Origin of the sequence: Streptomyces odontomachi (assembly GCF_024435355.1) — a bacterium.
GTDB classification, from domain to species: Bacteria; Actinomycetota; Actinomycetes; order Streptomycetales; family Streptomycetaceae; genus Streptomyces; species Streptomyces odontomachi.
This window is the reverse complement of record NZ_JAMJWG010000001.1, coordinates 527,435-551,899: the sequence shown is the minus strand read 5'-3', so window position 1 is coordinate 551,899 and position 24,465 is coordinate 527,435. Positions and strand designations below refer to the sequence as shown.

Here is a 24,465-nt window from a genome sequence, read left to right as displayed (position 1 = left end):
CACGTACTTCTGCGGAGCACCGCGTTGCCAGTTCTGTCCGTCCGTCACCCGCGCGTTGGGGTCCAAGGCTGATGTCCCCCGGGTTTCGTCCTGCGTACCATCCTGCGGCGCATGACTCCGACCTCCGTATCGCCCTTCAGGAACTGCGGGCGGGACGCTGGATGTCCATGCGGAACCTGCTGGAGGCCACCACCAACTGGGCCGTGTGGACCCAGCGCACCCAGGTCCTCGCCGCCGCGGCGGCCGGCACCGACCTGATCGACGCCTGGCGCTCCGAGGAGCGTCAGAGCGTGGCGGCGGCGGTGATGTACGGCCGGGTCGCGGTGGAGCGCGCACTGCGGGCGCACCGTGAGGGCAGCCGGCACACCCAGGAGTTGTGGCAGTCGGCCTGGGAGGCCTGCCGGATCGCGGCCCGCACCGCCGAGGACGATCCGGTGCCGTGGGTGTGCCTCCTGGCACTGGCACGGTTGGACGAGTGGCAGCAGTGGCCGGAGCACCGCACCGCACCACCGGAGCCGATGCTGCCGCTGGGCCCGTGGGGTCTGCTCGCGCAGGCCGACAAGCGGGACCCGTTCAACCGCGAGGCCTACCACCGGATGTTGCAGTTCCTGTACATCCGTCCCAGCACCGGCGGCCGGCTGACCGAGGCCGTCAACTTCGTGCACTGGGCGGTCGCGTCGGCACCGACCGGCTCCGCGCTGCACGTGCTGCCGCTGTACCTGCACGTCGAGCGGTACCGCCGGCGCGATGAGCGCCGGGACAAGGCGCTGGACCTGCACTGGGTGTCGGAGGACGCCACCCGGGAGGCGCGGCGCGCCTTCTACGACTGGTTCGACCACGTCTCTCCCCAGGAGTGCTCGCTCCTGGACCTCAGCCATCTCGCCCACGGGCTGTGGGGGGCCATCCAGTTCCGAGAAGCCGCCTGGGTGTTCCAGGCGCTCGGGCCGTACTACACCCCCGTGCCCTGGGTGTACCGCGGGTCCAATCCGCAGGACACGACCGAGGCGATCGAGCTGTTCGTCCAGGCCCGCACCCGGTGCCTGGCATCGCTGGACGGCTCCCCCGGCAGTTAGTGCCGCCCGGCCGCCGCCGCGGTGATCCCGTGGCGCCGCCGGTTTGCCGTCTTTGTGCTTTCACCCCTGATGTTCACATTTTCGTCCGTCGTCTGTTGTTCATGGAGGTAACACCGTGCCCCGCGCCCCCTGGTCGAGTTCGAACGTGCCCGACGGCAAGACTCCGCCGCACGACGAAGAACGACGACTACGTGAACTGGGCTATCGCCCCGTACTGGCCCGCCGTATGGGTGGCTTCGGCAACTTCGCCATCAGTTTCTCCGTCATCTCGATCCTGTCCGGCTGCATGACCCTGTACGGGTTCGGCCTGAACACCGGCGGGCCCGCGGTCATGCTGTGGGGCTGGGCCGGGGTCGGGCTCTTCGTGCTCTTCATCGGCATGGCGCTGGCCGAGGTGACGAGCGCCTATCCGACGTCCGGTGCGCTGTACTACATGGCGGACCGGCTCGGCGGGCGCCGCTGGGGTTGGTACACGGGCTGGCTGAACCTCCTGGGGTTGCTCGGCGCGATCGCCGGAATCGACTACGGTGCCGCGCTGTTCACCGGTGCCTTCCTCAACCTGAAGTGGGGCTTCACGCCCACCCCCGGTTCCACCATGCTGATCTTCTGCGCGATCCTGCTGCTGCACGCGGTGCTGAACCTGTTCGGTGTGCGGCTGGTGAGCCTGCTCAACTCGGCCAGCGTGTGGTGGCATCTGGCGGGGGTGGCGCTGATCGTCGCCGTGCTGGCCATCGTGCCCGACCACCACCAGTCCGTTTCGTTCGTGTTCACCAAGTTCAACAACGACACCGGCTGGTCGAACCCGCTGTACGTGGCGGCGATCGGTCTGCTGCTGGCGCAGTACACCTTCTGCGGCTACGACGCCTCCGCGCACCTCTCCGAGGAGACCTCCAACGCCTCGGTCTCCGCGGCCCGGGGCATAGTGCGTTCGATCTGGGTGTCGTGGCTCGCCGGATTCGTGCTGCTGGCGGGTCTGACCTTCTCCATACAGAACTACGCGGGCACCCAGAACAGCCCGACCGGGGTGCCGCCCGCGCAGATCCTGCTGGACTCGTTGGGTACCGGCGGCGCGGAGGTGCTGCTGCTGGTGGTGATCGTGGCACAGCTGTTCTGCGGCAACGCCGAGGTGGCCGCGGCCAGTCGCATGGTGTTCGCGTTCAGCCGGGACAACGCCCTGCCGGGCTCCGCACTCTGGCGCAAGGTCTCCAGCCGTACCCAGACCCCGGTGCCGGCGGTGTGGCTGGCCGTCGTGGTGGCCTGCGTGCTGGCCCTGCCCTCGCTGTACTCCACGACCGCGTACGGCGCGGTGACGGCGATCAACGTCATCGGGATCACCCCGGCGTACGCCATTCCGGTGCTGCTGCGGCTGCGGGCGGGCGACCGCTTCCAGCGCGGCCCGTGGCACCTGGGGCGCTGGAGCCGCCCGGTCGGCTGGGTGGCCGTGGTCTGGGTGGCGTTCGTGACCGTCCTCTTCTGCCTGCCGCAGTCGTCGCCGATCACCGTCGACTCCATGAACTACGCGGTGATCGCGCTGGCCGCGGTACTGATTCTGGCCAGCGTGTGGTGGTACGTGGCACGCCGCACCTACGGCACGCCGGACACGTCCGCGTATGGCTCGGACTGGGAACAGGCCGAGATTGCCGAGGGGATTGTCTGATCGTATTTCCGTTATCCGACGTGCGGTCCACCCACAGGAGCTGTTCAGCAATGGCTCATTCCGCACGCCCCGTTGACCGGCGGCTGGCTCTAGGTTCTTCCCGTCCGCCGGCCGACGGGGGATGGCGGGCCACCGGCACGCACACCCGGCCGCGGCGGCATCTGCCCGTCGCGGCCGCTGTGCTGTCCGGGCACCTGCCCGCCGGGCGCACGCTGGCGGTATCCGACCACGGACACTGGAGGTAGAGATGAACGTCAGATCGTTCCTCAGATCCCGCACCGCCGTCGTCGCCGCCACCGCCGCAACAGCGTTCGCGCTGGGCGCGGGCGGTGTGGCCAGCGCCGCCGACGACGCGACGACCGCGGCCAGCTCGCTCGTCCTCGGCCTCATCCCGGTGGAGAACAATCCCGGGCAGCCGTCCAGCGTGACCCTGGAGTGCGACCCGGTGGGCGGCACCCACCCGACCCCCAAGGAAGCCTGCGCCGCGCTGACCGAGGTCGGCGGAGACTTCGCCAAGCTCCCGAACGTGTCGGGAGTGCCGGCCTGCCCCACCACGTACGCCCCGGTGGAGGCCGTCGCCGAGGGCACGTGGAACGGCACGCCGGTGTCGTACAAGGAGATATTCACCAACACATGCTTCGCCGCGATCGGCACGAACAACGTGTTCAAGTTCTGATCCCCGCGGCCGCCCCGCCCGTCCCACGTCCCGGCGCCGCCTCCCCGCGGTGATCACGGGACCTGAGCGGACCGGCGAGCGCACCACGAAGCTCTGGTGATTCCGCCGGATCACCAGAGCAGGTGGATCCGATCGCCGCATGGCGCCCCGCCAGCGCCGCATGGTGCCCCAGGCCGCCGCGCGATCTGAGCAAGCGGGTCCCGCGGCACGACGACTCCGCGGCACGCACGGCTCAGGCCCCGCTCATCGAGCGGGGCCTTTTCGCTGTCCGCCGCGCCGGCCGGCGCGACCTGCCTCGACCTGCCTCGACCTGGCGCGCCACGGCGCACCGCGGCGGTCCCTGACGCCCTGGGCCGTGCCCGCCTCGCCGCACGATTCGGGTCGCCCGACACCTTGCTCACTTCGAGCACATTGCATGAAACGCGCATTCGGGTTTACGGTCGACCGCGGACGGAACGCCTGATTCCTCTTCCCCTCGCCGGCCTGGCGGGGCAAAGGGCGGCAGACCCGTCCACGAACGAGACGGGAGCCGCCATGTCCATACCGATCAAGAAGAGCCTGGAGCGGGTGCCAGGTGGGATGATGCTGATCCCGCTGCTCGTCGGCGCGGTGATCAACACCGTGCACCAAGGCACCGGCGAGTTCTTCGGCTCGTTCACCGGTGCGCTGTTCTCCGGTTCGCTGACCATCCTGGCCGTCTTCTACGTCTGCATGGGCGCCACCATCGAGCTGCGCACCACCCCCTACGTGCTGCGCAAGGGCGGCGCGCTGCTGGTGGTGAAGGCCCTGATCGCGGTGGTCGTCGGCATCGTGCTCGGGCACTTCCTGGGCGAGAGCCCGGTCGGCGGCGGAGCGTTCGCCGGTCTGTCCACGCTCGCCGTGGTGGCCGCGCTCAACGACACCAACGGCGGCCTGTACATGGCGCTGATGGGCCAGTTCGGCAAGGCCAAGGACGCGGCCGCCTACTCGGTCATGAGCCTGGAGTCCGGGCCGTTCCTCACCATGGTCACGCTGGGCGTGGCCGGCCTGTCGTCCTTCCCGTGGCAGACCATGCTCGGCGCCATCCTGCCGCTGATCGTCGGCATGGTGCTGGGCAACCTGGACCCGCAGATGCGGAAGTTCCTCGGCGCCGCCGTACCGGTCATGATCCCGTTCTTCGGCTTTGCGCTGGGCGCCGGCATCGACCTGTCCACCGTGTGGACCGCGGGCCTGCTCGGTATCGGGCTCGGCCTGTTCGTCATGATCGTGTCCGGTACCACGCTGTTCGTGACCGACCGGCTGGTCGGCGGTACCGGCCTGGCCGGCATCGCCGCGGCGAGCACCGCGGGCAACGCGGCCGCGGTCCCCGCACTGGTCGCCGCCGCCAACCCCGCCTACCGGGCCGCGGCGGACAAGGCGACCGTGCTGGTGGCCGCCTCGGTCGTGGTGACCTCCCTGCTGGTGCCGGTGGCCACCGCCGCGTACCACCGGCGGCTCCAGCGGCTCGCCCCGGACTCCGTGGGCGATGCCGGGCCGGGAGCCGCCGCCTCCGACGAGGACACCGCGCCCAAGGCGGACGCGCCGGCACCCGCCGACCGGGCCGAAGGGACCGTGACCCCGTGACCTCGTACGACCCGGGCCTGCTGATCGTCGCGGACGATCTGTCCGGGGCGGCGGACAGTGCCGTGGCCTTCGCTGACCGCACGGACGTCGCCGTGCTGCTGGACGCCACGGAACCCAGGCCGACCACCGCCGTGCTCGCCGTCGACACCGACAGTCGCTACCTGCCGGGACCGGCGGCGGCGGCCCGGGTGCACGAGGCGCTCGCCGCGGCCGGCCCGGAGACCCGCGTCTACAAGAAGATCGACTCCACCCTGCGCGGCAACATCGGGCCGGAGGTACGAGCCTGCCTGGACGCCCTGCGCGCCCGGCGCCACGGACCGTGCCTGGCCGTGCTGGCGCCCGCCTTCCCCGCCACCGGCCGCACCGTGCGCGACGGGCAGGTCCTGGTGGCCGACGGCACCCTGGGCCAGCCCCGTCCGGTGGACCGGCCCTCGCTCACCGAGCAGCTGACGGCGGTGGGCCTCACCGTGGAACTGCTCGACCTCGACACCCTGCGGGGCGGCCGGGCGGCCGCACGGCTGGCCATCGCGGCCGGCCGGTCCGACGCGGTCGTCGTGGACGCGCTCACCGACGACGACCTGGCCGACGTCCTGGCAGCCTGCGCCGACCTGCCCGTGTTGCTCGTCGGCTCGGGGGGCCTGGCCCACCGGCCGGCCGCCCCGGGACGGGTCGGCGGCGACGCGACCGCGACACCCGTCTCGGCCCGTCGTCCCGCGGACCCGGCAGGTCCCCTGCTCATCTGCGTCGGCAGCCGCAGCGAGCAGGCCCGTGCCCAGTGCCGGGCGGTCGTCGAGCGACTGCCCGCGGTGGGTGTCGCCCTGCCGGCCGGGCAGGACGGCCGCCGGGCGGCGGCCCAAGAGGTGCGGGCCGCCTTGCGGGCCGGGCATGACACGGTGCTGTGCCACGATCCCGAGCTGCCCGTGACACCGGCCAGGGCCCAGGAATTCGCCGCCGCGCTGGCCGCCGCCGCCCGGGACGCGCTCCCGCTGGCCGGCGGACTCGTCGCCACCGGCGGGGAGACCGCACGCGCCGTGCTGCGCACGGTCGGCGTGACCCACCTGACCGTCGAGGGTGAGCCGGCGCCCGGGGTGGTGCGGATGCGCACGCCCGCCGGGCTGCCGGTGGTCACCAAGGCCGGTGCCTTCGGCGACGAGGGCACCCTGCTGCGGGCCGCCCACGCCCTGCCGGGCCACACCGGCGCACCGAGGAGGCCGGCCCTCTCCCCCACCGCTGGGGCACCCCACGTGGCGGCCGGCGCCGCCGGCCCCCGTACCGAGCCCTCCCCCACCGGCCCACCGTGTCCCTGACCGGTCGGCCGCCCACCCGGCCGTCCCCTGATCCGGCCGGAAAGAACGACGCCGCACACCCGCGGCTGCGGAAGGATGTCACCATGTCCGAACCTGTTGTCGCCATCACCATGGGAGACGCCGCCGGCGTCGGCCCCGAGGTGATCGTCAAGGCGCTGGCCGGCGCCGCTGCCAAGCTGCCGTTCCGGCCGCTGGTGGTGGGCGATGCGGCCCGCCTGGAGAAGGCCGTCGCGCTCTGCGGCGTGGAGCTGCGGATCAACCCGGTCCGCTCCGTTTCCGAGGCCACCTGGCAGGCCGGGCAGGTGGACTGCCTGGACCTCGGCGGCATCCCTGCCGACCTGCCGTTCGGGCAGCTCTCGCCGGTGGCCGGGGAGGGCGCGTACCGCTTCATCGAGGCCGCCACCGAGCTCGCCGCCGAGCGCCAGGTGGACGCCGTCTGCACCGCACCGTTGAACAAGGAGGCGCTGCACGCGGCTGGGCACCGCTACCCCGGTCACACCGAGCTGCTCGCCAAGCTGACCGGCACGCCCGAGGTCTCCATGCTGCTGTCGGCACCCCAGCTGCGCGTCATCCACGTCACGACGCACATCGGTCTGGTCGACGCGGTGGCGAAGATCGAGCCGGGCCTGGTGGAGCGGACCATCCGGCGCGGTCACGCGACGCTCGCGGCATCCGGGGTCGCCGCCCCGCGCATCGCGGTCTGCGGCATCAATCCGCACGCCGGCGAGAACGGCCTCTTCGGCCACGGCGAGGAGGAGGACAAGGTGGTGCCCGCCATCGCGGCGGTGCGCGCCGACGGCGTCGACGCGCAGGGGCCGCTGCCCGCCGACACGGTCTTCTTCCGTGCCGTACGCGGCGACTTCGACCTGGTCGTCGCCATGTACCACGACCAGGGCCACGGTCCGGTGAAGGTGCTCGGTCTGGACGCCGGCGTGAACATCACGGTCGGCCTGCCCGTGATCCGCACCAGCGTCGACCACGGCACCGCCTTCGACATCGCGGGCACCGGCCGGGCCGACGAGGCGAGCATGGTGGAGGCACTGCGCCAAGCCGTGGAGCTGGCACCGCGCCACGCCACGCCGGAGCACGGCAGCACGGCGACGGCCACGGGGAGCGAGACGGCATGAGCGGTGCCGATCGGCGTGCCACGATCCGCGAGCTGCTCCAGACCCACCCGCTGACGGTGGCGGAGCTGGCGCAGCGGTACGGGGTGTCGGAGTCGACCATCCGGCGTGATCTGAGCCAGCTCTCCGCGTCGGGTGAGATCGTCCGTACCTACGGTGGCGCGGTGTCGTCGACGGCCGGTGAGGAACAGTCGCTGCACGAGCGGGAGTTGCTGGCCCGTCGGGAGAAGGAGGCCATCGCACGGGTGGCCGAGACGCACATCAGCGGCAGCGGGCTGGTGCTGCTGGACGCCGGGACGACGGTCGGTGCGCTGGCCACCCGGCTCGCGGTGCGCGGCCATCTGGCGGTGGCCACACCGGGGTTGACGTCCGTGGAAGCGCTGGCCGGTGTGCCGGGGATCGAGCTGATCGTGCTCGGCGGCACGGTTCGCCCGCTCAGCCTCGGCATGGTGGGACCGTTGGCGGAGGCAGCGGTGGCCCGGCTCACCGCGCAGGCCGTCTTCCTCGGGGCGGACGGCGTGGTGGCCGGGCGTGGTCTCTGCGAGGCCCGCCCGGAACAGGTCGCGCTGAAGCAGCTGATGATCAGCCGCTCCCGCGCCGTGTACGTACTCGCCGACTCCGGGAAGCTGGGCCGCGAGGAGTCGTACTGGTGGGCGGCGTTCGAGACGCCGTGGACGCTGATCACCGACGACGGGGCGAGCGAGCAGCAGCTCGAGCCGTTCCGCGCCGACCCGCTGTGCACCGTCGAGGTCGCCAAGACGGCCGGGTGACACCGCCCTGGTGACGGGTCGACACATCGGTTGAGGGGCGCGCGGACGCACCACCGGTGGTGAGCCACTCCACCACCGGTGTCAGGTCACCGCCCGCCGGCCGACGCGTCACCGCGCGGCCGGGCACGGCGCCGGCCTGCCCCACCGGGCGCCGGCGTCACCGCGTCCGGCGTCAGCGGCCGGGCAGGGCTCCGGTGGTGCCCGGCAGGGTGGCCGAGCGGGCCAGGGCCTGGGCGCGCGCCACGTCGAGCAGCGCCAGGAGCACGCTCTTGCTGGACTCACGGTCGCGCGCGTCGCACAGCATGACCGGTGTGTCCGGGCCGAGGTCCAGCGCCTTGCGGACCTGCTCCGGGTTCCACTCGCGCCTACCGTGGAAGCAGTTGACGCCCACGGCGAACGGGGTGCCACGCTTCTCGAAGTAGTCGACCGAGGCGAAGCACTGTTCCAGGCGGCGGGTGTCCGCCAGCACCACGGCACCGAGGGCGCCCAGGGCCAGGTCGTCCCACATGAACCAGAAACGGTGCTGGCCGGGCGTGCCGAACAGGTACAGGACCAGTTCCGGAGCGATGGTGATGCGACCGAAGTCCATGGCGACGGTGGTCGCGAACTTCCCCTCGACACCGGCCAGGTTGTCGTGGCCGAGGCTGGCCACGGTCATGCGTTCCTCGGTCTCCAGCGGCGGGACCTCGCTGACGGAGCCGACCATGGTGGTCTTGCCCACGCCGAAGCCTCCCGCGATGAGAATCTTCAACGCCGTCGGCATGACTGGGTTAGAGGCGGCGTATGCCATCCATGACCCTTTCGATCAGTTCCACACTCGGGGCGTCGCTCTCCTTCGGCGGAGATTGGACGAGGACCAGATCCGAGTTCAACAAGTCGCCGCAGAGCACTTTGACCACGCTCACCGGCAGGTCCAAGTGTGCCGCGATCTCAGCGATGGCCACCGCCCGCGACCGGCACATGTCCAGGATCGCGGCCGACTCCGGTTCGACGGATCCTTCGCCGAATCCATCCGGGGAACGAGTGACCACCAGCGTGATCAACGCGAACTCATGCTCGCTGTGGCGGGTGCGTCCCCCGGTGATGGCATAGGGCCGGACGTGGTGCCCGACCCCGTCGACGTCGGACCTTGGCTGGTCAGGCACCCTTACCGTACCGCACGAACTGGGTTTCGACGCGTGGCGCCGCACTCAGGTACTGGCCGACCTGCTTGACGAGCGTGTTCATCTCGAAAGCCATCATCCCGACGTCGACCGTGTCACTGGCGAAGGCGGCAAGCCTGGCTCCCTGACCCGCGCTCGTGACGAACAGGAAGGCCGTGTCCATCTCCACGACCGTCTGGCGCACCTGCCCGCCCTGGAACCGGTTGGCGGCACCGCGCGAGAGGCTTTGCAGACCCGAGGCGATGGCGGACAGCTGCTCGGCGTCCTCCCGGGCCAGCGTCTTGGACTTGGCGAGCGTCAGGCCGTCTTCGGAGAGGACGATGGCGTGGTGGATCTCCGGGATCCTGTCGACGAGGCTGTCCAGCAGCCAGTCCAGCCTGGGTAGGGTTTCCACCTGTTCAGTCATTACCGGTTCATCCCTCACAGTTCGTCGGTGCCGTGTTGACGCGACTCTGCCGGGCCACTCAGCTCGGCGGGCTGGGGAGCCTGACTTTCCCTGGCCCGCCTCGTCTCACGCTGAATGGCCATCATGTTGGCAGCTGACCTGCCAGGTGTGAAACTACTGCTCACTTCTTCCTCAACGTTTTCCCGGTCCGTGCGCGGCGGGCCGGCCTCTTCTCGCAACTGCCTTGCGAGACTCGCGCCCCGTGTCCTGGTGGGCAAGACGGTGGGCTCGTCCAGCGGCCCGGAGGACTCCGCTTCCAGGAGGCCGGCCGACGGAGAGACATGTTCTATCTGTGGTTCGACGTAGGCGTCGCCGTACGTACCGGCTGACTCGCCATACGTCCCGGCTGACTCGCCATACGTCCCGGCTGACTCGCCGTACGTACCGGCTGACTCGCCGTACGTCCCGGCGGACTCGCCGTACGGCTGGGGGTACGGATCGGCTTGGGCGCCGGTGTGCTCCTGCACGGGCGACCATGCCGACGGCGGCGAGCCGGCCGCCTCCTGACCTTCCGACGAGGCCGGCAACAGTCCTGCGCCTCCATAGTCGGGAAACCCATGGGTTTCGAACTGCGGCGGAGTAGTGGTGGCGTGGGCCGTGACGATCTCCGGCACGGTGATCGTGTCCGGCACGCTGGGCACACTCGGTGTGCTGGGCACGCTGGGCGTGCTCGGCGGCGCGCTCCGGGGGCCGGGCACGGTGGGGGTGCTCGGTGGGCCGGGCTTGCGGGCCGGAGGCTTCGTCTCGGCCGGGGCCTTGTCGGCCACGAGGGTGTCGGGGAACCTGACCGGGGCGCTGCCGTTCGCCAGGCCGGCGGCCTGCTTGAGCTCCTTCGGCAGCGACGACTCATGCTCTTCGAGCATGGATGCGGGCACCAGGACGACCGCGAGGGTCCCCCCGTAGTCGGACTCGCGCAGCGACACCTTCAGACCGTGCCGCTCGGCCAGCTTCGCGACCACGAACAGGCCGAGGCGCGGGTCCTTGCCGAGCGCGTCCATGTCGGGCTGCGGCGGCTTGGCCAGCAGGTCGTTCAGGTGCTCGTACTGCTCGGGCGGCATGCCGAGGCCGCGGTCCTCCACGTGCAGCGCAAGACCCTTGGCGACCTTACGGGCGCTGATCTGCACCTGGGTGTCCGGCGGCGAGAAGGTGGTGCCGTTCTCGATCAGTTCGGCCAGCAGGTGGGTGATGTCGGTGACGGCGCGCGCGGCCACCAGCACCTGCCGGCCCGGCGGCAGCGACTGCACGGTGACCCGGCGGTACTGCTCGGTCTCGGACACCGCGCCACGCACCACGTCGGTGATGGACAGCGGGCGGATGCCGCGGCGTCCGGGGGCGGAACCACCCAGGATCACCAGGTTCTCCGAGTGCCGCCGGACACGGGTGGCGAGGTGGTCGACCTTGAAGATGTCCTGGAGCAGGTCGGAGTCCTCGTGCTTGCGCTCCAGATCGTCCAGCAGGGAGATCAGGCGGTGCACCAGGATCTGGGTGCGGCGGGTGAGGTTGGCGAAGACCTTCTCGGTGCCTTCCCGACCGCGCGCCTGCCGCACCAGCGCGGACTCGAACTCCCGGCCGAGGCGGTTGACCGACACACCCAGGCGCTCGAGTTCGTCGGCGCCCGGTGCCGCGACGGGCAGCTCGCCGTCGGTCTCGATGTGCTCGCCGCGGTCCAGCTGCTGGAGGATCTCGGGGAGCCGCTGCTCGCCCAGTTCCTGTATCTGCGCCAGCAGCGCGGTCAGGCGGTGCGATGCGGCGCCGGTCGAGCGTCTCAGCAGGACACCGGTGACCACCAGCGCGGCGATGACGGCGAGGCTGCCGAGGATGAACTGCATCAGCAGCGCGTCGGCCCGGTCGGAGCCCTCGTCCGCGAGTGCGTCGAAGGAGTCGGCGCCGGTGCGCTGGAGACCGCCGTTGACGGTGTCCACCGCCGTGCGCCAACCGCTCGCCGCAGCCGGCGGCTTGGTGCCGGAGCTGCTGGTGACGGCGTCCTCGATGGTGGTCAGCGCCTTCCACTGCGGGTCGCTGACGATGCGCTCGTAGGCGGCGGCCTCCTTGCCAGGGAGGTCGTCGGTGTCCAGGAGGGCGGTGCGGATGTGCCGCTGGATGGCGACGTACTGCGCGAACTGCGTGCGGATCGACTCGGGCAGCTCCCCGGAGGCGAGCCCGCTGGAGAGCAGCGCGTCCTCGCGCGAGAGCATCTCCGTCAGCTGCATCAGGGACCGCGTGGCGCTGCTGGACTTCGCGAGGTCCGGGTCGTCGGGCCGGGTGGCCAGCTCGATCACGGCGGCGATCTGGGAGATCGTGTCCGAGTAGTACTCGAAGGCCTTGGAGCTGCTCATGCTGCGCCGGTCGATGGCGCTGCGGTTCTCGGAGAGCTTCACGACCGCGGTGTTCAGCGACTTGGCGCGGTCCTGGAGTTCCTTGCCGGTGAGGGCGGACTCCGACGAGCGGCGGTAGGTGTCGAGGGCGGTGTCGGTGTTGCTCCGCGCCTTCTCCAGGGCGACCCGCGATGATTCGGCGTGATCGGCCTGCCAGGTCTCGGTGAGACGCCGCTCGACCTGGAGCTTGGTGAGCACATCGAAAGCGGGCTCATCCACCGAAGTGGCCAGGGCCGTCTCGTCGTGCACCTGCATCTGGTCGGCGACGAGCCCGGTTGCCGTGTAGCCCCACAGCCCCACGAGCAGCGCCGCCGGAATCGCCACCGGAAGAACCGATGAGGACCGGAGGGATTTGCGGTGAGCTGCTCTGCTAGCTGTGTGCCCGTCGCGTATAGCTGGCATCTGTTTCCTTGAACTGCAGCGAAACTGGTAGCGGTAGCAAATGGTGCGACATGCCTTGTTTTTCCCAGCGCGCGCCATGTCTGACGTGCCGTCATCACGATCACGACCCGGTGAACCGTACCAGGATCATGGACTGACTAATCATACGAGTCCAGCGCCTTGTGAACCTGGCGTTCCGGGTTGGCCCAGCCCCCACCAGGTGGTGGCGGAGCCGAACGGACGACCGAACGGACTCTACCGGGTTCCTGGCATATGTGGTCCGTGGACGGTCAAGTACCCGGCTTGGGCTTGCACACGCGCACAAACTACTGGGAGGAATGCGGGCGCAGGGTCAAACAGGCGAACGGTTCACAGCAAGGCGAGAAGTTTCGGGACGTAGAGGGCGCTGATGGGCTCGATTCCCGCGACGATGTCGAAGTAAATGGCCTTCAGGTCGGGGTCGGTCTGCACCGCGCGCAGCAACTCCAGGCGCTGCTCGTGCTGCTGGAGCTGCGCGGCGGCCAGCGTCGCCTGGAAGCCCGGCGTCAGTGCCGCGTCCCGTTCCTGCTCGTAGGCCTCGAGAGCCGCGTCCAGCAGGCCGGGATCCCCGCCCAGCCGCCCGCTCACCTGCCGTACGAGGCACTCCGCCTGGAAGAAGGCGTCGCTGATGCCGCGTGCCGTGATGGAGTCCTTGTGGTGCCCTGCGTCGCCCACCAGCGCCCACCCTGGGCCGTGCGAGCGCCGGAAGAAGTTCTGTTGGTCCCCCGTGCCCCGTAGCCGCTCGGCGAGCACCTTGCCCTGGAGCCGCTCGTGCAGGGCCGGGGCGGTGGTGCGCACCTGCTCCAGGTAGGCGTGGTACGTGTTCGTGGTGCGCACCTCGTCGAAGCGCGACTGCGGGAAGTAGGTGAGGACGAGGGTGGCACGGTCGTTGGTGGGCACGGCCGCCACCCAGCTCGACGGAGCCTCGTACAGCTCCAGGTCGGCTGGCACGTCATGCCAGTACGCGTAGTAGGCACAGGTCAGCCTGGGTCTATGCACGGTGAAGGGGGCGTCGCACAGCGCCGCGACCTTCGAGTGCATCCCGTCCGCACCGATCACCAGGTGCGCCCGCTCCGTGAAGGGGACACCGCGGTAGCGGCCCACCACACCGACCACCCGGCCCGCCTCGTCCCGCAGCAGGTCCGTCACGCTGCACTTGTCCCGGAACTCGACGCCGGCCTCGACGGCGCCGTCCACCAGGATCGCGTCGAGGACGGTGCGCCGCGGTGCGTAGCCCGCCCGCTGTCCCTCCACACCTCGGGCGCAGCCCTCCAGCCGGACGTCGGCCACCTCGTAGATCGCGTTGTTCAACGGGGGGCATCCGGAGTCCCGTATGCGGTCCAGCAGGCCCCAGCGGGCCAGTGCCGCGACACCGGGCTGATGGATGAGGTGGGTGGAGAGCGTGTCGGAGGGGAAGTCCGCCCGATCCACCATGAGTACCCGGTAGCCCGCGTGGGCGAGCAGCATGGCGGTGGGCGCTCCGGCGCAGCGCGCTCCCACCACGATGGCGTCAAACATGTGCGAGCCTCACAGACAAGTCATACGGGGACGGGGGCGGGGCGTGGGGGGTACGCCGGTCGGCGGTCGGCGGTCGGCCCTGGTGGTGGGAAGGGGCCGTTGCCGGTCGGTGCGGCGGTCAGGGGCTGTTCAGGTGCGGGTGCTGTCGAGGGTGGCGCGCAGCGTCCGCCGGTCGATCTTGCCATTGGAGTTGAGCGGCAGGTGATCGAACGGGACGATCCGGCGAGGCAGCATATAAAGGGGAAGGTGGTCGCCGAGCGCGCTGAAGAGCCGGGTGCCGTCGCAGTCGGCGCCGGTCACTGCGGCCTCCAGCTCGGGCTCTCCGTCGCGACCGGCGACCGCGAAGACGACGGCTTCCTCCACTCCGCTCTGCTCCCTCAGCAACGCCTCCACCTCGCCGAGTTCGATCCGGTGACCGCGGATCTTGACCTGCTGGTCCACCCGGCCCAGGTGCAGCAGCTGGCCGTCCTCCTCGGTGGCCCGGTCACCGGTGCGGTACCAGTGGGCGTCGGTGACCGTTTCGCCCTCGCGGAGCGGATGGGCGGTGCCGTGCTCGTCGAAGAGGAGGAACCTGCCGGTGTCGTTGCGCGGGTCGAGGTAGCCGTCGATGCGCTGGACGCCGCGCAGGCACAGCTCGCCGGTGGGGGCGGGCCGTCCTTCCTCGTCGAGCAGGACGTGTTCCATGCCGGGGTGGTGGGTGCCGATCGGCACGATGCCGTTGGCCGGGCGCGGCCATGCGGCCATGTCGTCGGGCAGGCGGTAGGCCGTGCAGGAGATGGTGAGTTCGGTGGGGCCGTAGAGCACCTCGATGGCCGAGTGGGGAGCTGCGGCCTGCCAGGCCTGTGCCGACGCCAGGGTCAGTGCCTCACCGCCGAAGACGCTCCAGCGCAGGGTGGGCATGCTGCCGGGAGCGAGGGTGCCGAGCCGGGAGGCGAAGGTGATCAGCGACGGCACCGAGAACCAGTGGGTGAGCTGGCGGCTGTTGATGAACTTGACCAGCGACATCAGCTCATGCCGCATCGGCACCACCAGGGTGGCGCCGGCACCCCAGGTCACCAGCAGGTCGTGCACCGAACCGTCGAAGGTCAGGTCGAAGGCCTGCGACATCCGGCTGCCGGGCCCGGCCTCGTAGCACGTGATGAGGTGGGAGATGTAGGAGCAGATGTTGCGGTGCCGCACGGGTACGCCCTTGGGGGTGCCCGTGGAGCCCGAGGTGAAGATGATGTAGGCGATGTCGTCGGGCGTGGTCCGCGGCGGGGGCGCGGGGGCCAGGGCCGGGGCGTCGCAGGGCTGCGCGGACAGCAGCGGCACGCCCAGATCGGTCCCGGCCGCGGGGGCATCGGTCAGGACCAGATCGAGCTCGGCTGCCTTGGCGATGGACGCGTTGCGCGCCGCCGGGTTCTCGGGGTTGAGCGGGACGACCGCCGCGCCTACCCGCAGGATCGCCAGGTAGCCGACGTACGCGGCCACGGAGCGGCTCGCCAGCAGTCCGACCCGGCGGGGGGCGTGCCCCGTGCCGGCGGCGACGATCCGGGCGGCCAGCGCTTCTGCCCGGTCCCGCAGCTCGGCGTAGGTCAGCTTGTCCTGGCCCACCTCGAGTGCGGTCCACGCATGGCCGAGCCGGTCGGCCGTGCGGGAGAACCAGGCATAGGCGGTCTGCGGATCGCTCATGCGGTCTGTGCCTCCAGTTCCCGGAGCCACTGCCGCAGCGCGGCCACGTCGTGCAACCGGGCCAGTTCCTCGGGCTCCACCTGGCGTTCGAACTTCTCCGACAGGTCCACGATGATGCGCAGCATCGCCAGGGAGTCGATGCCTATCTCGGAGAGCATCGACGTCTCGGTGTAAGCGGTGCGTGCGTGCTCGCGCAGCACGTTGTCGGCGAGGTCGGCACCGTTCTGCTGGGGCTCCGACTCGCCCGGCCAGTAACGCTGCGTCTGCCAGGGATAGCCGGGCAGCGGTACGTAGCGGCAGCCCGGGTCGTACAGCTCGTGCCAGTCGACCACCTCGCCCTTGCAGTACCGTTCGGCGACCACCACGACGGGCCGGCCGCGCCGGATGCGGCGGGGTTCGCCGGTGCCGCTCAGTGCCCCGACCATCTCCTCGTGCGAGGTGGCGACCACCGCCATGCGGTACGGGTGGTGCTGGCGCCGGAGGGAGGCGCTGAAGCAGATGTCGCGCAAGGCGTAGCCGCCGCCCTTGCCGTGCGGGCTCAGATATGCGGTGTACGCCCGGGCCAGGTCTTCGAGGGCCTCGGGGGTACGCGCCGACAGGGGCAGCAGGTACGCCTGCTCGCCGTGCTCCTGGCGGGGTGAGGGGATACGGCCGGCGGCCACGGTGTCGCCCTGGCGGAGCACCAGGTGGGCGTTGAGCGCGGAGACGCCCTGCCCGGAGACCCCCGCGATGGCTGGTCTACCCGTGTAGGGCAGTGCCTCGATCCGGTCGGGCATCCGCAGCGGCAGGCGGTCCCAGGCGACCCGCGGGTTGGGGGCGCGCATGTGCAGGTTGGGCGGTACCTGGCCGTGCTCCAGGCAGAGCACGGTCTTGATCAGCCCGGCGAGGCCGCCGGCCGCCTCCGAGTGGCCGATGTTCGTCTTCACCGAGCCGACCATGCAGGGCCGGTCCCAGGGCCGGCCGTGGCCGACGACCTCGCCGAGCGCGGCGAACTCGAGCGGGTCGAGCTGGGGGGAGCCGACGCCGTGCGCCTCGACGTAGTCCACGTCGGCCGGGTTGACTCCGGCGTCCTCGTAGGCCCAGCGCAGCACGTCGATCTGGCCGGCCAGCGAGGGGGTCAGCAGGGAGCCGCCGGTGCGGCCGTCGTTGCTGATGGCGCTGCCCTGGATCACCGCGCGGATCCGGTCGCCGTCGGCCAGCGCGTTCGCCAGCGGTTTGAGGACCACGACGCCCACGCCGTCGCTGGGCGAGTAGCCGTCGGCGCTCGCGTCGCCGAACTTGCTGCGCCCGTCGCGGGCCAGCGTGCCGGCGGCGGTCATCATCACGCCCTCGTCCGCGCGGAGCTTGAGGTTCACTCCGGCGGCCAGCGCCAGCGGTGTCTCCCCTGCGCGGATGCTCTGCACGGCGTTGTGGACGGCCACCAGCGAGGACGAGCAGGCGGTGTCGAGCACCACGCTGGGGCCGCGGAAGTCGAAGAAGTAGGAGGTACGGGCGGCGAGCAGCGGCCGGTAGTTGTGGAACTGCGCGGCCGTCGCCGACTTCAGCCCCTTGCGGTACTGCATCTCCAGGAAGTCGGCCCGGGTGTTCCCCACGTAGACGCCGGTCCGGGAGCCGGCGAGCACATCGGGGCGCTGGCCCGCGTCCTCCAGGGCCTCCCACGCCGTCATCAGCAGCAGCCGCTGCTGCGGGTCGAGTTCCTTGGCGTCGGTGGGCGACATCTCGAAGAACTCGGCGTCGAAGGCGGCCATGTCACGGATGTAGGCGGCCCGGCGGCTGCGCAGGGTTCCGGGCTGGGCATCTGCGGAGTACAGCGCGTCAACGTCGTAGCGGTCAGGGGGCGTCTCGCTTGTGGCGTCCGCACCGTCACACAGCAACTCCCACAGCTGGTCGGCGTTTGCGGCACCCGGGAACCGGCAGGCCATGCCGATCACCGCCACCGACCGTGTCTCGACGCTTGCTGTCGACCTGTTCAAAGAACACTCCTTCGATGCTTCCCCGGGTATCGCCGCGATTACTGCCTCTGCGCCTGCGTCATGCGAACCCAAGGGGGCGGCCGTGACGATCCCGTGCCGCCGAAGCGGTGCGGAATCTCGGATTCTGACAGGCGGGAATTCGACACGAGATGGCTGCGTCCTGATTCGTACCGTCAGCGTCCGATAGCGGAGTGCGGCGTGTGGTGCGCCTGACGACCGTACGGAGCATATGCCGCTCCGTCACCCCGGGCGATCCCCCGGCCACCCTCTGATGTGCCCACGGGCACCTCGGGGGGCATCGACAGGGGATCTGGGCGTTCCGCGGCCCTGCGTCTCCCACCAGGAGAGACAGCAGGCGACGAGCCTTGTCCAGAACCACCGTGCTGTATCGTTCCGGCCCCACACTCGCCGCTGCGGGATAACTCAAGGCCCCGCCCTGAGGCGATGCACCCGGCCGACCGCATGACCCTCCCTCCGACCGCGATTCGAGCTCCGACCCATGCGAGCTCGAGGGCAGCCGCGACACACCTGTACCCGCACACGTGTACCGCCCATCGAGCCGCGCTGAGGTTACCGCTGTGCTCACAGGTCCCAACAGCCAACCACTGAACAATTGTCATATGTAAGAACCGATGGAGTCGTTGCCACATCAAGGATTGGCAGGAACTGATCGTTCCACGATTGGAACTCAGCGTAACTGGACAGGATTCCAGGTTGCCCTCAAGCCCGTGACCGGCCCCGATGACCATGCCACCAGTGGCCTTCAGGCACCTGACGGGGCGACAGTCAGGTAGCGGATGTGACAGGAGACAGCCAAAGTTCCGTACTGAGGGCGGTACGGGAACCGGAAGGATCTGGTTTCATCTCCAGTCATGGATTCCCTGTCACCTGATCACGACCGCCTCGCGGAGGAGCGTACCCACCGGCTCCAGGTCCTCGGCCTCAACTCGGTGGGCGCGGAAGCCACGTTCGACCGCGTAGCGAAAATCGCGGCGTCCTTGACCCAGGCGCCCCTCGCCATGGTGAACTTCATCAGCAATGACCGTCAGATGTTCCGCGGCATGTACCTGCCACCGGCGTCGGAGGACGCGGACACCAGGAACAACGACGGCATAGTCTTCGACCTCAGCGAGGTCGCCCGGGAAGCCCCGCCGGACTACGGCTTCTGCCCCCACGTTGTCGCGCAGGGTTCCCAGCTCGCCCTGGACGATGTCTTCGACTACCCCAGATTCAAGGGAAATGCGCTGGTCAACGACATGGGCGTACGCTCGTACCTGGGCACGCCGCTGCGCGACCACAATGGCATGATCCTCGGTACGCTCTGCGTGGCCGACATGAAGCCGCGCCAGTGGGGTCGGGAGCGCAAGGAGACCATGCAGCAGCTCACGGAGACGCTGCTGTCCGATTTCAAGCTCCGTGACAGCCTGCTGACCCAGCAGCAGCAGCTTTTTGCGATCTTCGACCGGGCGCCCTTCCCGATCATGCTTACCGAGGGCCCGGAGCACCTGCTGCGTTATGCCAACGCCACCCAGGGCGATGCCTTCGGCCTCGTACCGCGGCTGAGCCGGGGCCGGTACGCGCTCAGCGGGCTGGACTCGGTGGGTGTGTTCAAGACGATGGACCAGGCCTTCCACACCGGCCAGACCATCACCCTGCCCGAGGCCCAGCTGATCCCTTACAACTCATCGTCGCCGAAGACGTACTCGTTCACCTGCACACCGGTGAAGCTCTCCCCCGGGGCGTCCGTGATCAGCGGGGTGCTCACGGTGGCCATGGACGTCACCGGGCAGCCGAACCGCGGCCAGGAATCGCGGCAGATCGCCGCCCAGTTCCAGGACCGGTTCGAGCAGATGGGTTCCGGTGCCGGTGCCTCGCTGCACACCGGGCAGCTGCCGGGCGGCCACTACCCGAGGTGAGGCACTTCGCCGCCGCGTCGGCCATGTGACATGGGACGCGGCCCGGTGGCTCGGCACGTGTGTCTTCGTGTGTCGACGCCGCCGGGCCGCACGCTGCCGTGTCACCGGCGGCCGTTTTGGCACGTGAGCGCGTCCGAGTACGAATCCTCAGCCCGTGCTGGCGATGGCGGCGTTGCGCGCGGACGGGACCGCGGCCATGAGGTCGGCGGCGCGTAGTTCGAGGGAGCTGTCCCGGCGTCCGCTGCCGCAGTACACGTTCCCCAGGTCGGCGACCGACTCGTCGAAGACGACGAGGGCAGCGCTGTCCGCCGAGACGGGGCAGACCCCGCCCGGCTCCATGCCGACCTCTGCCAGCCGCTCCGCGGACGCCGGCCGCAGGTCCGCACGGCGCACACCGGCCGCCCGGGCCAGTGCCCCGTACTTCAACCTGGCATGTCCCGGCAGGGCGGCCAGCACCAGCTGGTCCTGCGGTGTCACGAACGCCAGCATCTTGACGGTCTCCTCCAGCGCCACGCCGAGGGTGGCGCAGACGTCCCGTGCGTCGTCGAGGGCCGGATGCGGATGTGCGGTGAAGACCACGCCGCGCGACGCAAGCACCTCGACCGGACCGGTGAGCAGTGAATCCCTTGCCATGGGCTGACATTACCGCCCGGAGCGCCCCGGTCGCCCGGGGCGCGGGACGGTGCGGGCGGCCTACTTCGCCGAGGCGGCCGTGCCTGCGCCGGGGATGCCGAACTCGCCCTGGCTCAGGACGCGGGGTGCGTTGTAGGTGGCACGGACGGCGTCCGGGGTGTTGTAGGCGGTGTCGGTCAGGTACTCGGACCACACCATGAACCACACCCAGTTCGGCTGTGCGTCCAGGTCCGCCGGGCTGGGGATCTTCCCGACCTCGGCCAGCGCCGTCGGCTTGCCGTGCGCGATGTTCTGGATGGCCTGGTACCACTCGGTGGACGGGTAGTTCTGCTCCCACGCGTCCAGGCTGACCACGTCCGCGTAGGCGTCGCCCGGGTAGTAGTCGGCCACGTGGGAGGCGCCGCCCGCGATGTCCTTGACGTTCCACACCCAGATGATGTTGTCCAGGCCCTTGGTGTTCCTCAGATAGTCATGGGTGATCTGGTACAGCCGGCGGCTTCCGTCCGCCCCGGGGCGGCCGCCCCACCACGCCCAGCCCTGGTTCATCTCGTGCAGGGGCCGGAACAGTACGGGGACTCCGGCGTCCTTGAGCTGCTGGAAGTACGGCACCACCTCGTCGAGCCGGTGCTTCCATGCCGTGTTGAGCGTGGTCCCGTCGGTCACCAGCTCGCTCCACTGCTGGTCCGACAGGTGGTCCTCGACTCCGGTACCCGGGTCCCAGCCGCACGACGAGCCGCGGGTGGGCGGGCAGACGTGCCAGGTGAGGTTGACCAGCGATCCGTGGGACCACTCGATGGTGGCCTGGTCGATCTCGGACTGCCGGTCGGCCACGTCGGAGGCGCCGAAGAGGAAGTCGCCGCCCCACAGGCCCGGCCACTTGCCGGTGATGTCGTGCGCCTTGGCGGTGTAGGCGCCGGGCTGGCTGGCCGGCTCCTTGTTGTGCTGACCGCTGATGATGTGGTTGCCGGTGATCTGGTGCAGGTAGTCGACCACCGCGGAGGGGGCGGTGGCGCCGGTGGCCTCGGCCGGGTCCGGATCGGACAGCAGCAGCCCGCCGGCGATCAGCGGGAGGGCGAGCAGCGCGTACAGGTGGCGGGGCCCGGGGAACCTGCGGGACCGGAACGCGGGGAGATGTCTCATCACATGCTCCAGAGGTTGGGGGGGGTGGCACGTACGGGGCGACGCGTAGGGAGCGTGGCTCGCACGGGACGACCCGCACGGAACGCCCCTCACGCGCGAGGGCTCATCCACGGTCCTTACCTGACCAGCCGGTAGCTTTAGCGTTTCAAGTGACGGGCAGAGCGGCGCCGTCGCCAGAGCTCACCAGATGGCCTGGACCAATGCTCTGGAAAGGTAGGCTTACGCCGTGGGCATGTCAATGCTCGACGCAGCGGGAACTAAAACGTGTAAGTAAAAGGCAGTCAGAGGGCGGTGAGGAGGCCGGAGGGCAGGCTCATCCGTAGGGCGGCGGTGCCGTGGTGCCGCGGGGCATCAGGGTGGGCGACTGCGCGGCGTGCGACTCGGCCGCGGTGCCTTCCATGACGTCGAAGAGCGTCCGGGTGACATCGGCGCCGAAGGCGAAGACGTCGTGTTGCATCGCCGACAGCATCGGGCGGGTGAGCTGGCACAGTTGCGAGTCGTCCCAGGCGAGCAGCGAGAGGTCACCGGGGACCGACAGGCCGAACTCGGCGGCCACGCCGAGGGCCGCGACGGCCATGATGTCGTTGTCGAACATGATGGCCGTGGGCCGGTCGGGGGCGAGCAGCAGGGCGCGGCAGGCGTGTGCCCCGTCGTCGGCCGAGAAGCTGGTGTGGGTGGTGCGTGCGGCCAGCCCGAGTTCGCGAGCGGTCCGGTCGAAGGCCTCGGTGCGGATCAGGGTGTGGCCGAGTTCGGGCGGCCCGCCCACCCGGGCGATGCGCCGGTGGCCCAGGGCCGCGAGATAGCGGACCGCGTCACGGACGGCGGACTCGTCATCGGTCCACACGGAGGTGAACGGCCCCGCCAGCGAGGGGTGGCCGACCACCACGGCGGGCAGTCCGATCGGGGCCAGGGCGGGTATACGGGGGTCGTCGACGCGCAGGTCGACGAGGATGCTGCCGTTGACCCGGCCGCCCTGCCACCATTCGCGATGCACCTCCGTCTCCTGGCCGGCTTCGACCAGGCGCAGCAGCAACGAGCAGGACCGGCCGCTCAGGACGCTCTCTATGCCGGAGATGAACTCCATGTAGAAGGGTTCGAGGCCGAGCATGCGGGCGGGGCGGGCGATGGCGAGTCCGACGGTGTGCACGTGCCGGCCGGACAGCGACTGGGCCGCGGTGTTCGGCTGCCAGCCCAGGTCGCCGGCCGCGCGCAGGATGCGCTCGCGGGTCGCTGCCGACACCCCGGGGCGGCCGTGCAGCGCCATGGACACCGCCGAGGGGGACACACCTGCTCGGGCCGCCACGTCCTTGATGGTGGCCCTGCCATCCTGCTGCTTCACTCGCCGCGCCCGCTCTCGTCCCGGAATCGTCGTGCACCGTCACCGCGCCGGTCGCCCGTCAACGCGAGCCGCTCCGGGCCGTCTGCAACGCGCAGCGGTACGGAACCGTTTGAGTGGCATCGTCCGGCGCCCGCCCTGCGCGCCGCCCCGAGGGTACCGTGCCCGGCGGGCCGATCGGGTGCCGATCCACCGTCAGGAAGCGCACCCATCTACTGAACCGTTCCAGTGCCGGGCCTCAGCGCACCAGGCACGGGCGTTTGGCGTCGAACGCCCAGCCGTCGATCAGGTACCGCATGGCGGTCGCGTCGTCCCGGCCGGAGAGGGACTTCTCCTGGTAGAGCTCGTGGGCGGCGAGCAGCCTGTCCCTGTCGAGCCGCACACCGAGTCCGGGGGTGTCCGGGACGGCGACCTCGCCCTGGACGATCGCCGGGGGCTCGACGGTGAGCCGCTCCATGCCCTCCTGCCAGATCCAGTGGGTGTCCAGGGCGTTGTACGCGCCGGGCGCCGCGGCGCCGCAGTGGGCCATCATCGCCAGGGAGATGTCGAAGTGGTTGTTGGAGTGGCAACCCCATGTCAGCCCCATCGCGTTGCACAGCTGGGCCACCCGTACCGACCCCTGCATGGTCCAGAAGTGCGGGTCGGCGAGCGGGATGGAGACCGACTGCAAGGCCAGTGCGTGGGTCAGCTGGCGCCAGTCGGTCGCGATCATGTTGGTGGCGGTGGGCAGCGCGGTGGCCCGGCGGAACTCCGCGAGGATCTCCCGCCCGGAGTAGCCGCCTTCGGCGCCGCACGGGTCCTCGGCGTAGGTGAGCGTGCCCACCAGGGGCCTGCACAGGTCGACGGCTTCCCGCAGCGACCACGCCCCGTTCGGGTCGAGGGTGATCCGGGCTGCTGGGAAGCGTTCCTTGAGCGCCCGCACCGCCTGGACTTCCGCGCTGCCCGGCAGGACGCCCCCCTTGAGCTTGAAGTCGCTGAATCCGTACCGGTCGTGGGTGGCCTCGGCCTGCCGGACGATGGCCTCCGTAGTGAGCGCCTCCTCGTGGCGGATCCGGTACCACGCCACGTCCGCGTCGGCCTCTCGGGCGTACTCCAGGTCGGTCCGGTCGGGGTCGCCCACGTAGAAGAGGTAGCCGAGGACCCGGACGGCGTCACGTTGCTTGCCGTTGCCCAGCAGGGCGGCGACGGGGACCTCCAGGTGCTGCCCCAGCAGGTCCAGGAGCGCCGACTCGACGGCGGTGACGGCGTGCACGGTGGTGCGCAGGTCGAAGGTCTGCTCGCCCCGGCCGGCCCGGTCGCGGTCGGCGAACCGGTCCCCGACGGCGCGCAGCACGGCCTGGTAATCGCCGAGGCGTGCGCCGACGACGAGGGGAGCGGCCTCCCGCAGGGTCTGGGTGATCGGCTCGCCGCCCGGTACCTCGCCCAGCCCGGTGCGCCCTTCGGAATCCTCGACGACCACGACGTTCCGGGTGAAGTAGGGGCCGTGGGCGCCGGAGAGGTTCAGCGCCATCGAGTCTCGGCCCGCGACCGGATAGACGGTGAACGCGGTGACGACGGGCTGGCTCATGACGGGGGTTCCTCCAACGGATCGCGTGGGCGTACGCGCGCCGGGAGGCGGCACGCTGCGGAAAGATATGCGCTCGCGGTGACCTCGAGCACGGGACAC

At 70.5% G+C, this 24,465-nt stretch carries 19 protein-coding genes; 8 read left to right on the top strand and 11 right to left on the bottom strand.

Going from position 1 to position 24,465, the window contains the following annotated elements; all coding sequences use genetic code 11:
- Window positions 1-71 precede the first annotated feature (71 nt).
- From NQO67_RS02295 to NQO67_RS02265, 7 genes are all read left to right on the top strand, one after another.
- Window positions 72-1,073: a hypothetical protein gene (locus NQO67_RS02295; protein WP_255945764.1), complete on the top strand. Its 1,002-nt coding sequence runs from the start codon at window positions 72-74 to the stop codon at window positions 1,071-1,073.
- Window positions 1,074-1,188: 115 nt separating this feature from the next.
- Window positions 1,189-2,730 (top strand): amino acid permease, encoded by a 1,542-nt coding sequence (locus NQO67_RS02290; RefSeq protein WP_255945762.1) that lies wholly within the window; start codon window positions 1,189-1,191, stop codon window positions 2,728-2,730.
- A gap of 247 nt (window positions 2,731-2,977) precedes the next feature.
- Window positions 2,978-3,406, top strand: coding sequence for an SSI family serine proteinase inhibitor (locus NQO67_RS02285; RefSeq protein WP_255945760.1), 429 nt, complete (start codon window positions 2,978-2,980; stop codon window positions 3,404-3,406).
- A 534-nt stretch (window positions 3,407-3,940) separates the two neighbouring features.
- Window positions 3,941-5,008 (top strand): 2-keto-3-deoxygluconate permease, encoded by a 1,068-nt coding sequence (locus NQO67_RS02280; RefSeq protein ID WP_255945758.1) that lies wholly within the window; start codon window positions 3,941-3,943, stop codon window positions 5,006-5,008.
- Window positions 5,005-6,315 carry a four-carbon acid sugar kinase family protein gene (locus tag NQO67_RS02275; RefSeq protein ID WP_255945756.1) on the top strand — a complete coding sequence of 437 codons (1,311 nt, stop codon included), beginning with the start codon at window positions 5,005-5,007 and terminating at the stop codon, window positions 6,313-6,315. Before NQO67_RS02280 ends, NQO67_RS02275 begins: the two co-directional genes overlap by 4 nt.
- A gap of 83 nt (window positions 6,316-6,398) precedes the next feature.
- On the top strand, window positions 6,399-7,442 hold the full coding sequence (gene pdxA / locus NQO67_RS02270; RefSeq protein ID WP_255945754.1) for a 4-hydroxythreonine-4-phosphate dehydrogenase PdxA: 1,044 nt from the start codon (window positions 6,399-6,401) through the stop codon (window positions 7,440-7,442).
- Window positions 7,439-8,209, top strand: coding sequence for a DeoR/GlpR family DNA-binding transcription regulator (locus NQO67_RS02265; RefSeq protein WP_255945752.1), 771 nt, complete (start codon window positions 7,439-7,441; stop codon window positions 8,207-8,209). Before pdxA ends, NQO67_RS02265 begins: the two co-directional genes overlap by 4 nt.
- A gap of 172 nt (window positions 8,210-8,381) precedes the next feature.
- On the opposite strand, the gene NQO67_RS02260 is transcribed toward NQO67_RS02265, so the two are convergent.
- The 7 genes from NQO67_RS02260 to NQO67_RS02230 form a co-directional block, all read right to left on the bottom strand.
- Window positions 8,382-8,999, bottom strand: a complete 618-nt coding sequence (locus tag NQO67_RS02260; RefSeq protein WP_255945750.1) for a GTP-binding protein — start codon at window positions 8,997-8,999, stop codon at window positions 8,382-8,384.
- Window positions 8,980-9,354, bottom strand: coding sequence for a DUF742 domain-containing protein (locus NQO67_RS02255; protein WP_255945749.1), 375 nt, complete (start codon window positions 9,352-9,354; stop codon window positions 8,980-8,982). Before NQO67_RS02255 ends, NQO67_RS02260 begins: the two co-directional genes overlap by 20 nt.
- Window positions 9,347-9,778 carry a roadblock/LC7 domain-containing protein gene (locus NQO67_RS02250; RefSeq protein WP_255945747.1) on the bottom strand — a complete coding sequence of 144 codons (432 nt, stop codon included), beginning with the start codon at window positions 9,776-9,778 and terminating at the stop codon, window positions 9,347-9,349. Before NQO67_RS02250 ends, NQO67_RS02255 begins: the two co-directional genes overlap by 8 nt.
- Window positions 9,779-9,792: 14 nt before the next feature.
- Complete coding sequence (locus NQO67_RS02245; protein ID WP_255945745.1) at window positions 9,793-12,516, bottom strand: nitrate- and nitrite sensing domain-containing protein; 2,724 nt, start codon at window positions 12,514-12,516, stop codon at window positions 9,793-9,795.
- Window positions 12,517-12,942: 426 nt separating this feature from the next.
- A complete protein-coding gene (locus NQO67_RS02240) occupies window positions 12,943-14,130 on the bottom strand; it encodes an NAD(P)/FAD-dependent oxidoreductase (protein WP_255945743.1) in 1,188 nt (395 codons plus the stop codon).
- Between the two features lie 129 nt (window positions 14,131-14,259).
- Window positions 14,260-15,801 carry an amino acid adenylation domain-containing protein gene (locus tag NQO67_RS02235; RefSeq protein ID WP_255945742.1) on the bottom strand — a complete coding sequence of 514 codons (1,542 nt, stop codon included), beginning with the start codon at window positions 15,799-15,801 and terminating at the stop codon, window positions 14,260-14,262.
- Window positions 15,798-17,774, bottom strand: coding sequence for a beta-ketoacyl synthase N-terminal-like domain-containing protein (locus NQO67_RS02230; RefSeq protein WP_255945741.1), 1,977 nt, complete (start codon window positions 17,772-17,774; stop codon window positions 15,798-15,800). The genes NQO67_RS02235 and NQO67_RS02230 overlap by 4 nt, the downstream gene beginning before the upstream one ends.
- A gap of 872 nt (window positions 17,775-18,646) precedes the next feature.
- On the opposite strand from NQO67_RS02230, the gene NQO67_RS02225 reads away from it, so the two are divergent.
- Window positions 18,647-19,690 (top strand): GAF domain-containing protein, encoded by a 1,044-nt coding sequence (locus NQO67_RS02225; protein WP_255945740.1) that lies wholly within the window; start codon window positions 18,647-18,649, stop codon window positions 19,688-19,690.
- Between the two features lie 147 nt (window positions 19,691-19,837).
- Here NQO67_RS02225 and NQO67_RS02220 read toward each other — a convergent pair whose 3' ends face one another.
- The 4 genes from NQO67_RS02220 to NQO67_RS02205 all read right to left on the bottom strand — a co-directional run bounded on the left by NQO67_RS02220 (window position 19,838) and on the right by NQO67_RS02205 (window position 24,366).
- On the bottom strand, window positions 19,838-20,323 hold the full coding sequence (locus NQO67_RS02220) for a YbaK/EbsC family protein (protein ID WP_255945739.1): 486 nt from the start codon (window positions 20,321-20,323) through the stop codon (window positions 19,838-19,840).
- Window positions 20,324-20,383: 60 nt separating this feature from the next.
- Window positions 20,384-21,463: a glycoside hydrolase family 26 protein gene (locus NQO67_RS02215; RefSeq protein ID WP_255945738.1), complete on the bottom strand. Its 1,080-nt coding sequence runs from the start codon at window positions 21,461-21,463 to the stop codon at window positions 20,384-20,386.
- A 313-nt stretch (window positions 21,464-21,776) separates the two neighbouring features.
- Entirely contained in the window at window positions 21,777-22,802 is a 1,026-nt protein-coding gene (locus tag NQO67_RS02210) for a LacI family DNA-binding transcriptional regulator (RefSeq protein ID WP_255945737.1), read from the bottom strand.
- 235 nt (window positions 22,803-23,037) lie between these two features.
- Window positions 23,038-24,366 (bottom strand): enolase C-terminal domain-like protein, encoded by a 1,329-nt coding sequence (locus NQO67_RS02205; RefSeq protein ID WP_255945736.1) that lies wholly within the window; start codon window positions 24,364-24,366, stop codon window positions 23,038-23,040.
- Window positions 24,367-24,465: the final 99 nt, after the last annotated feature.

Bases quoted from the DNA above. Each gene is read 5' to 3' on its own strand.
- NQO67_RS02285 (WP_255945760.1), top strand. From the start codon at position 2,978: ATGAACGTCAGATCGTTCCTCAGATCCCGCACCGCCGTCGTCGCCGCC.
- NQO67_RS02220 (WP_255945739.1), bottom strand. From the start codon at position 20,323: ATGGCAAGGGATTCACTGCTCACCGGTCCGGTCGAGGTGCTTGCGTCG.
- NQO67_RS02235 (WP_255945742.1), bottom strand. From the start codon at position 15,801: ATGAGCGATCCGCAGACCGCCTATGCCTGGTTCTCCCGCACGGCCGAC.
- NQO67_RS02205 (WP_255945736.1), bottom strand. From the start codon at position 24,366: ATGAGCCAGCCCGTCGTCACCGCGTTCACCGTCTATCCGGTCGCGGGC.
- NQO67_RS02280 (WP_255945758.1), top strand. From the start codon at position 3,941: ATGTCCATACCGATCAAGAAGAGCCTGGAGCGGGTGCCAGGTGGGATG.
- pdxA (WP_255945754.1), top strand. From the start codon at position 6,399: ATGTCCGAACCTGTTGTCGCCATCACCATGGGAGACGCCGCCGGCGTC.
- NQO67_RS02295 (WP_255945764.1), top strand. From the start codon at position 72: ATGTCCCCCGGGTTTCGTCCTGCGTACCATCCTGCGGCGCATGACTCC.
- NQO67_RS02250 (WP_255945747.1), bottom strand. From the start codon at position 9,778: ATGACTGAACAGGTGGAAACCCTACCCAGGCTGGACTGGCTGCTGGAC.
- NQO67_RS02215 (WP_255945738.1), bottom strand. From the start codon at position 21,463: ATGAGACATCTCCCCGCGTTCCGGTCCCGCAGGTTCCCCGGGCCCCGC.
- NQO67_RS02265 (WP_255945752.1), top strand. From the start codon at position 7,439: ATGAGCGGTGCCGATCGGCGTGCCACGATCCGCGAGCTGCTCCAGACC.
- NQO67_RS02240 (WP_255945743.1), bottom strand. From the start codon at position 14,130: ATGTTTGACGCCATCGTGGTGGGAGCGCGCTGCGCCGGAGCGCCCACC.
- NQO67_RS02260 (WP_255945750.1), bottom strand. From the start codon at position 8,999: ATGGCATACGCCGCCTCTAACCCAGTCATGCCGACGGCGTTGAAGATT.
- NQO67_RS02225 (WP_255945740.1), top strand. From the start codon at position 18,647: ATGGATTCCCTGTCACCTGATCACGACCGCCTCGCGGAGGAGCGTACC.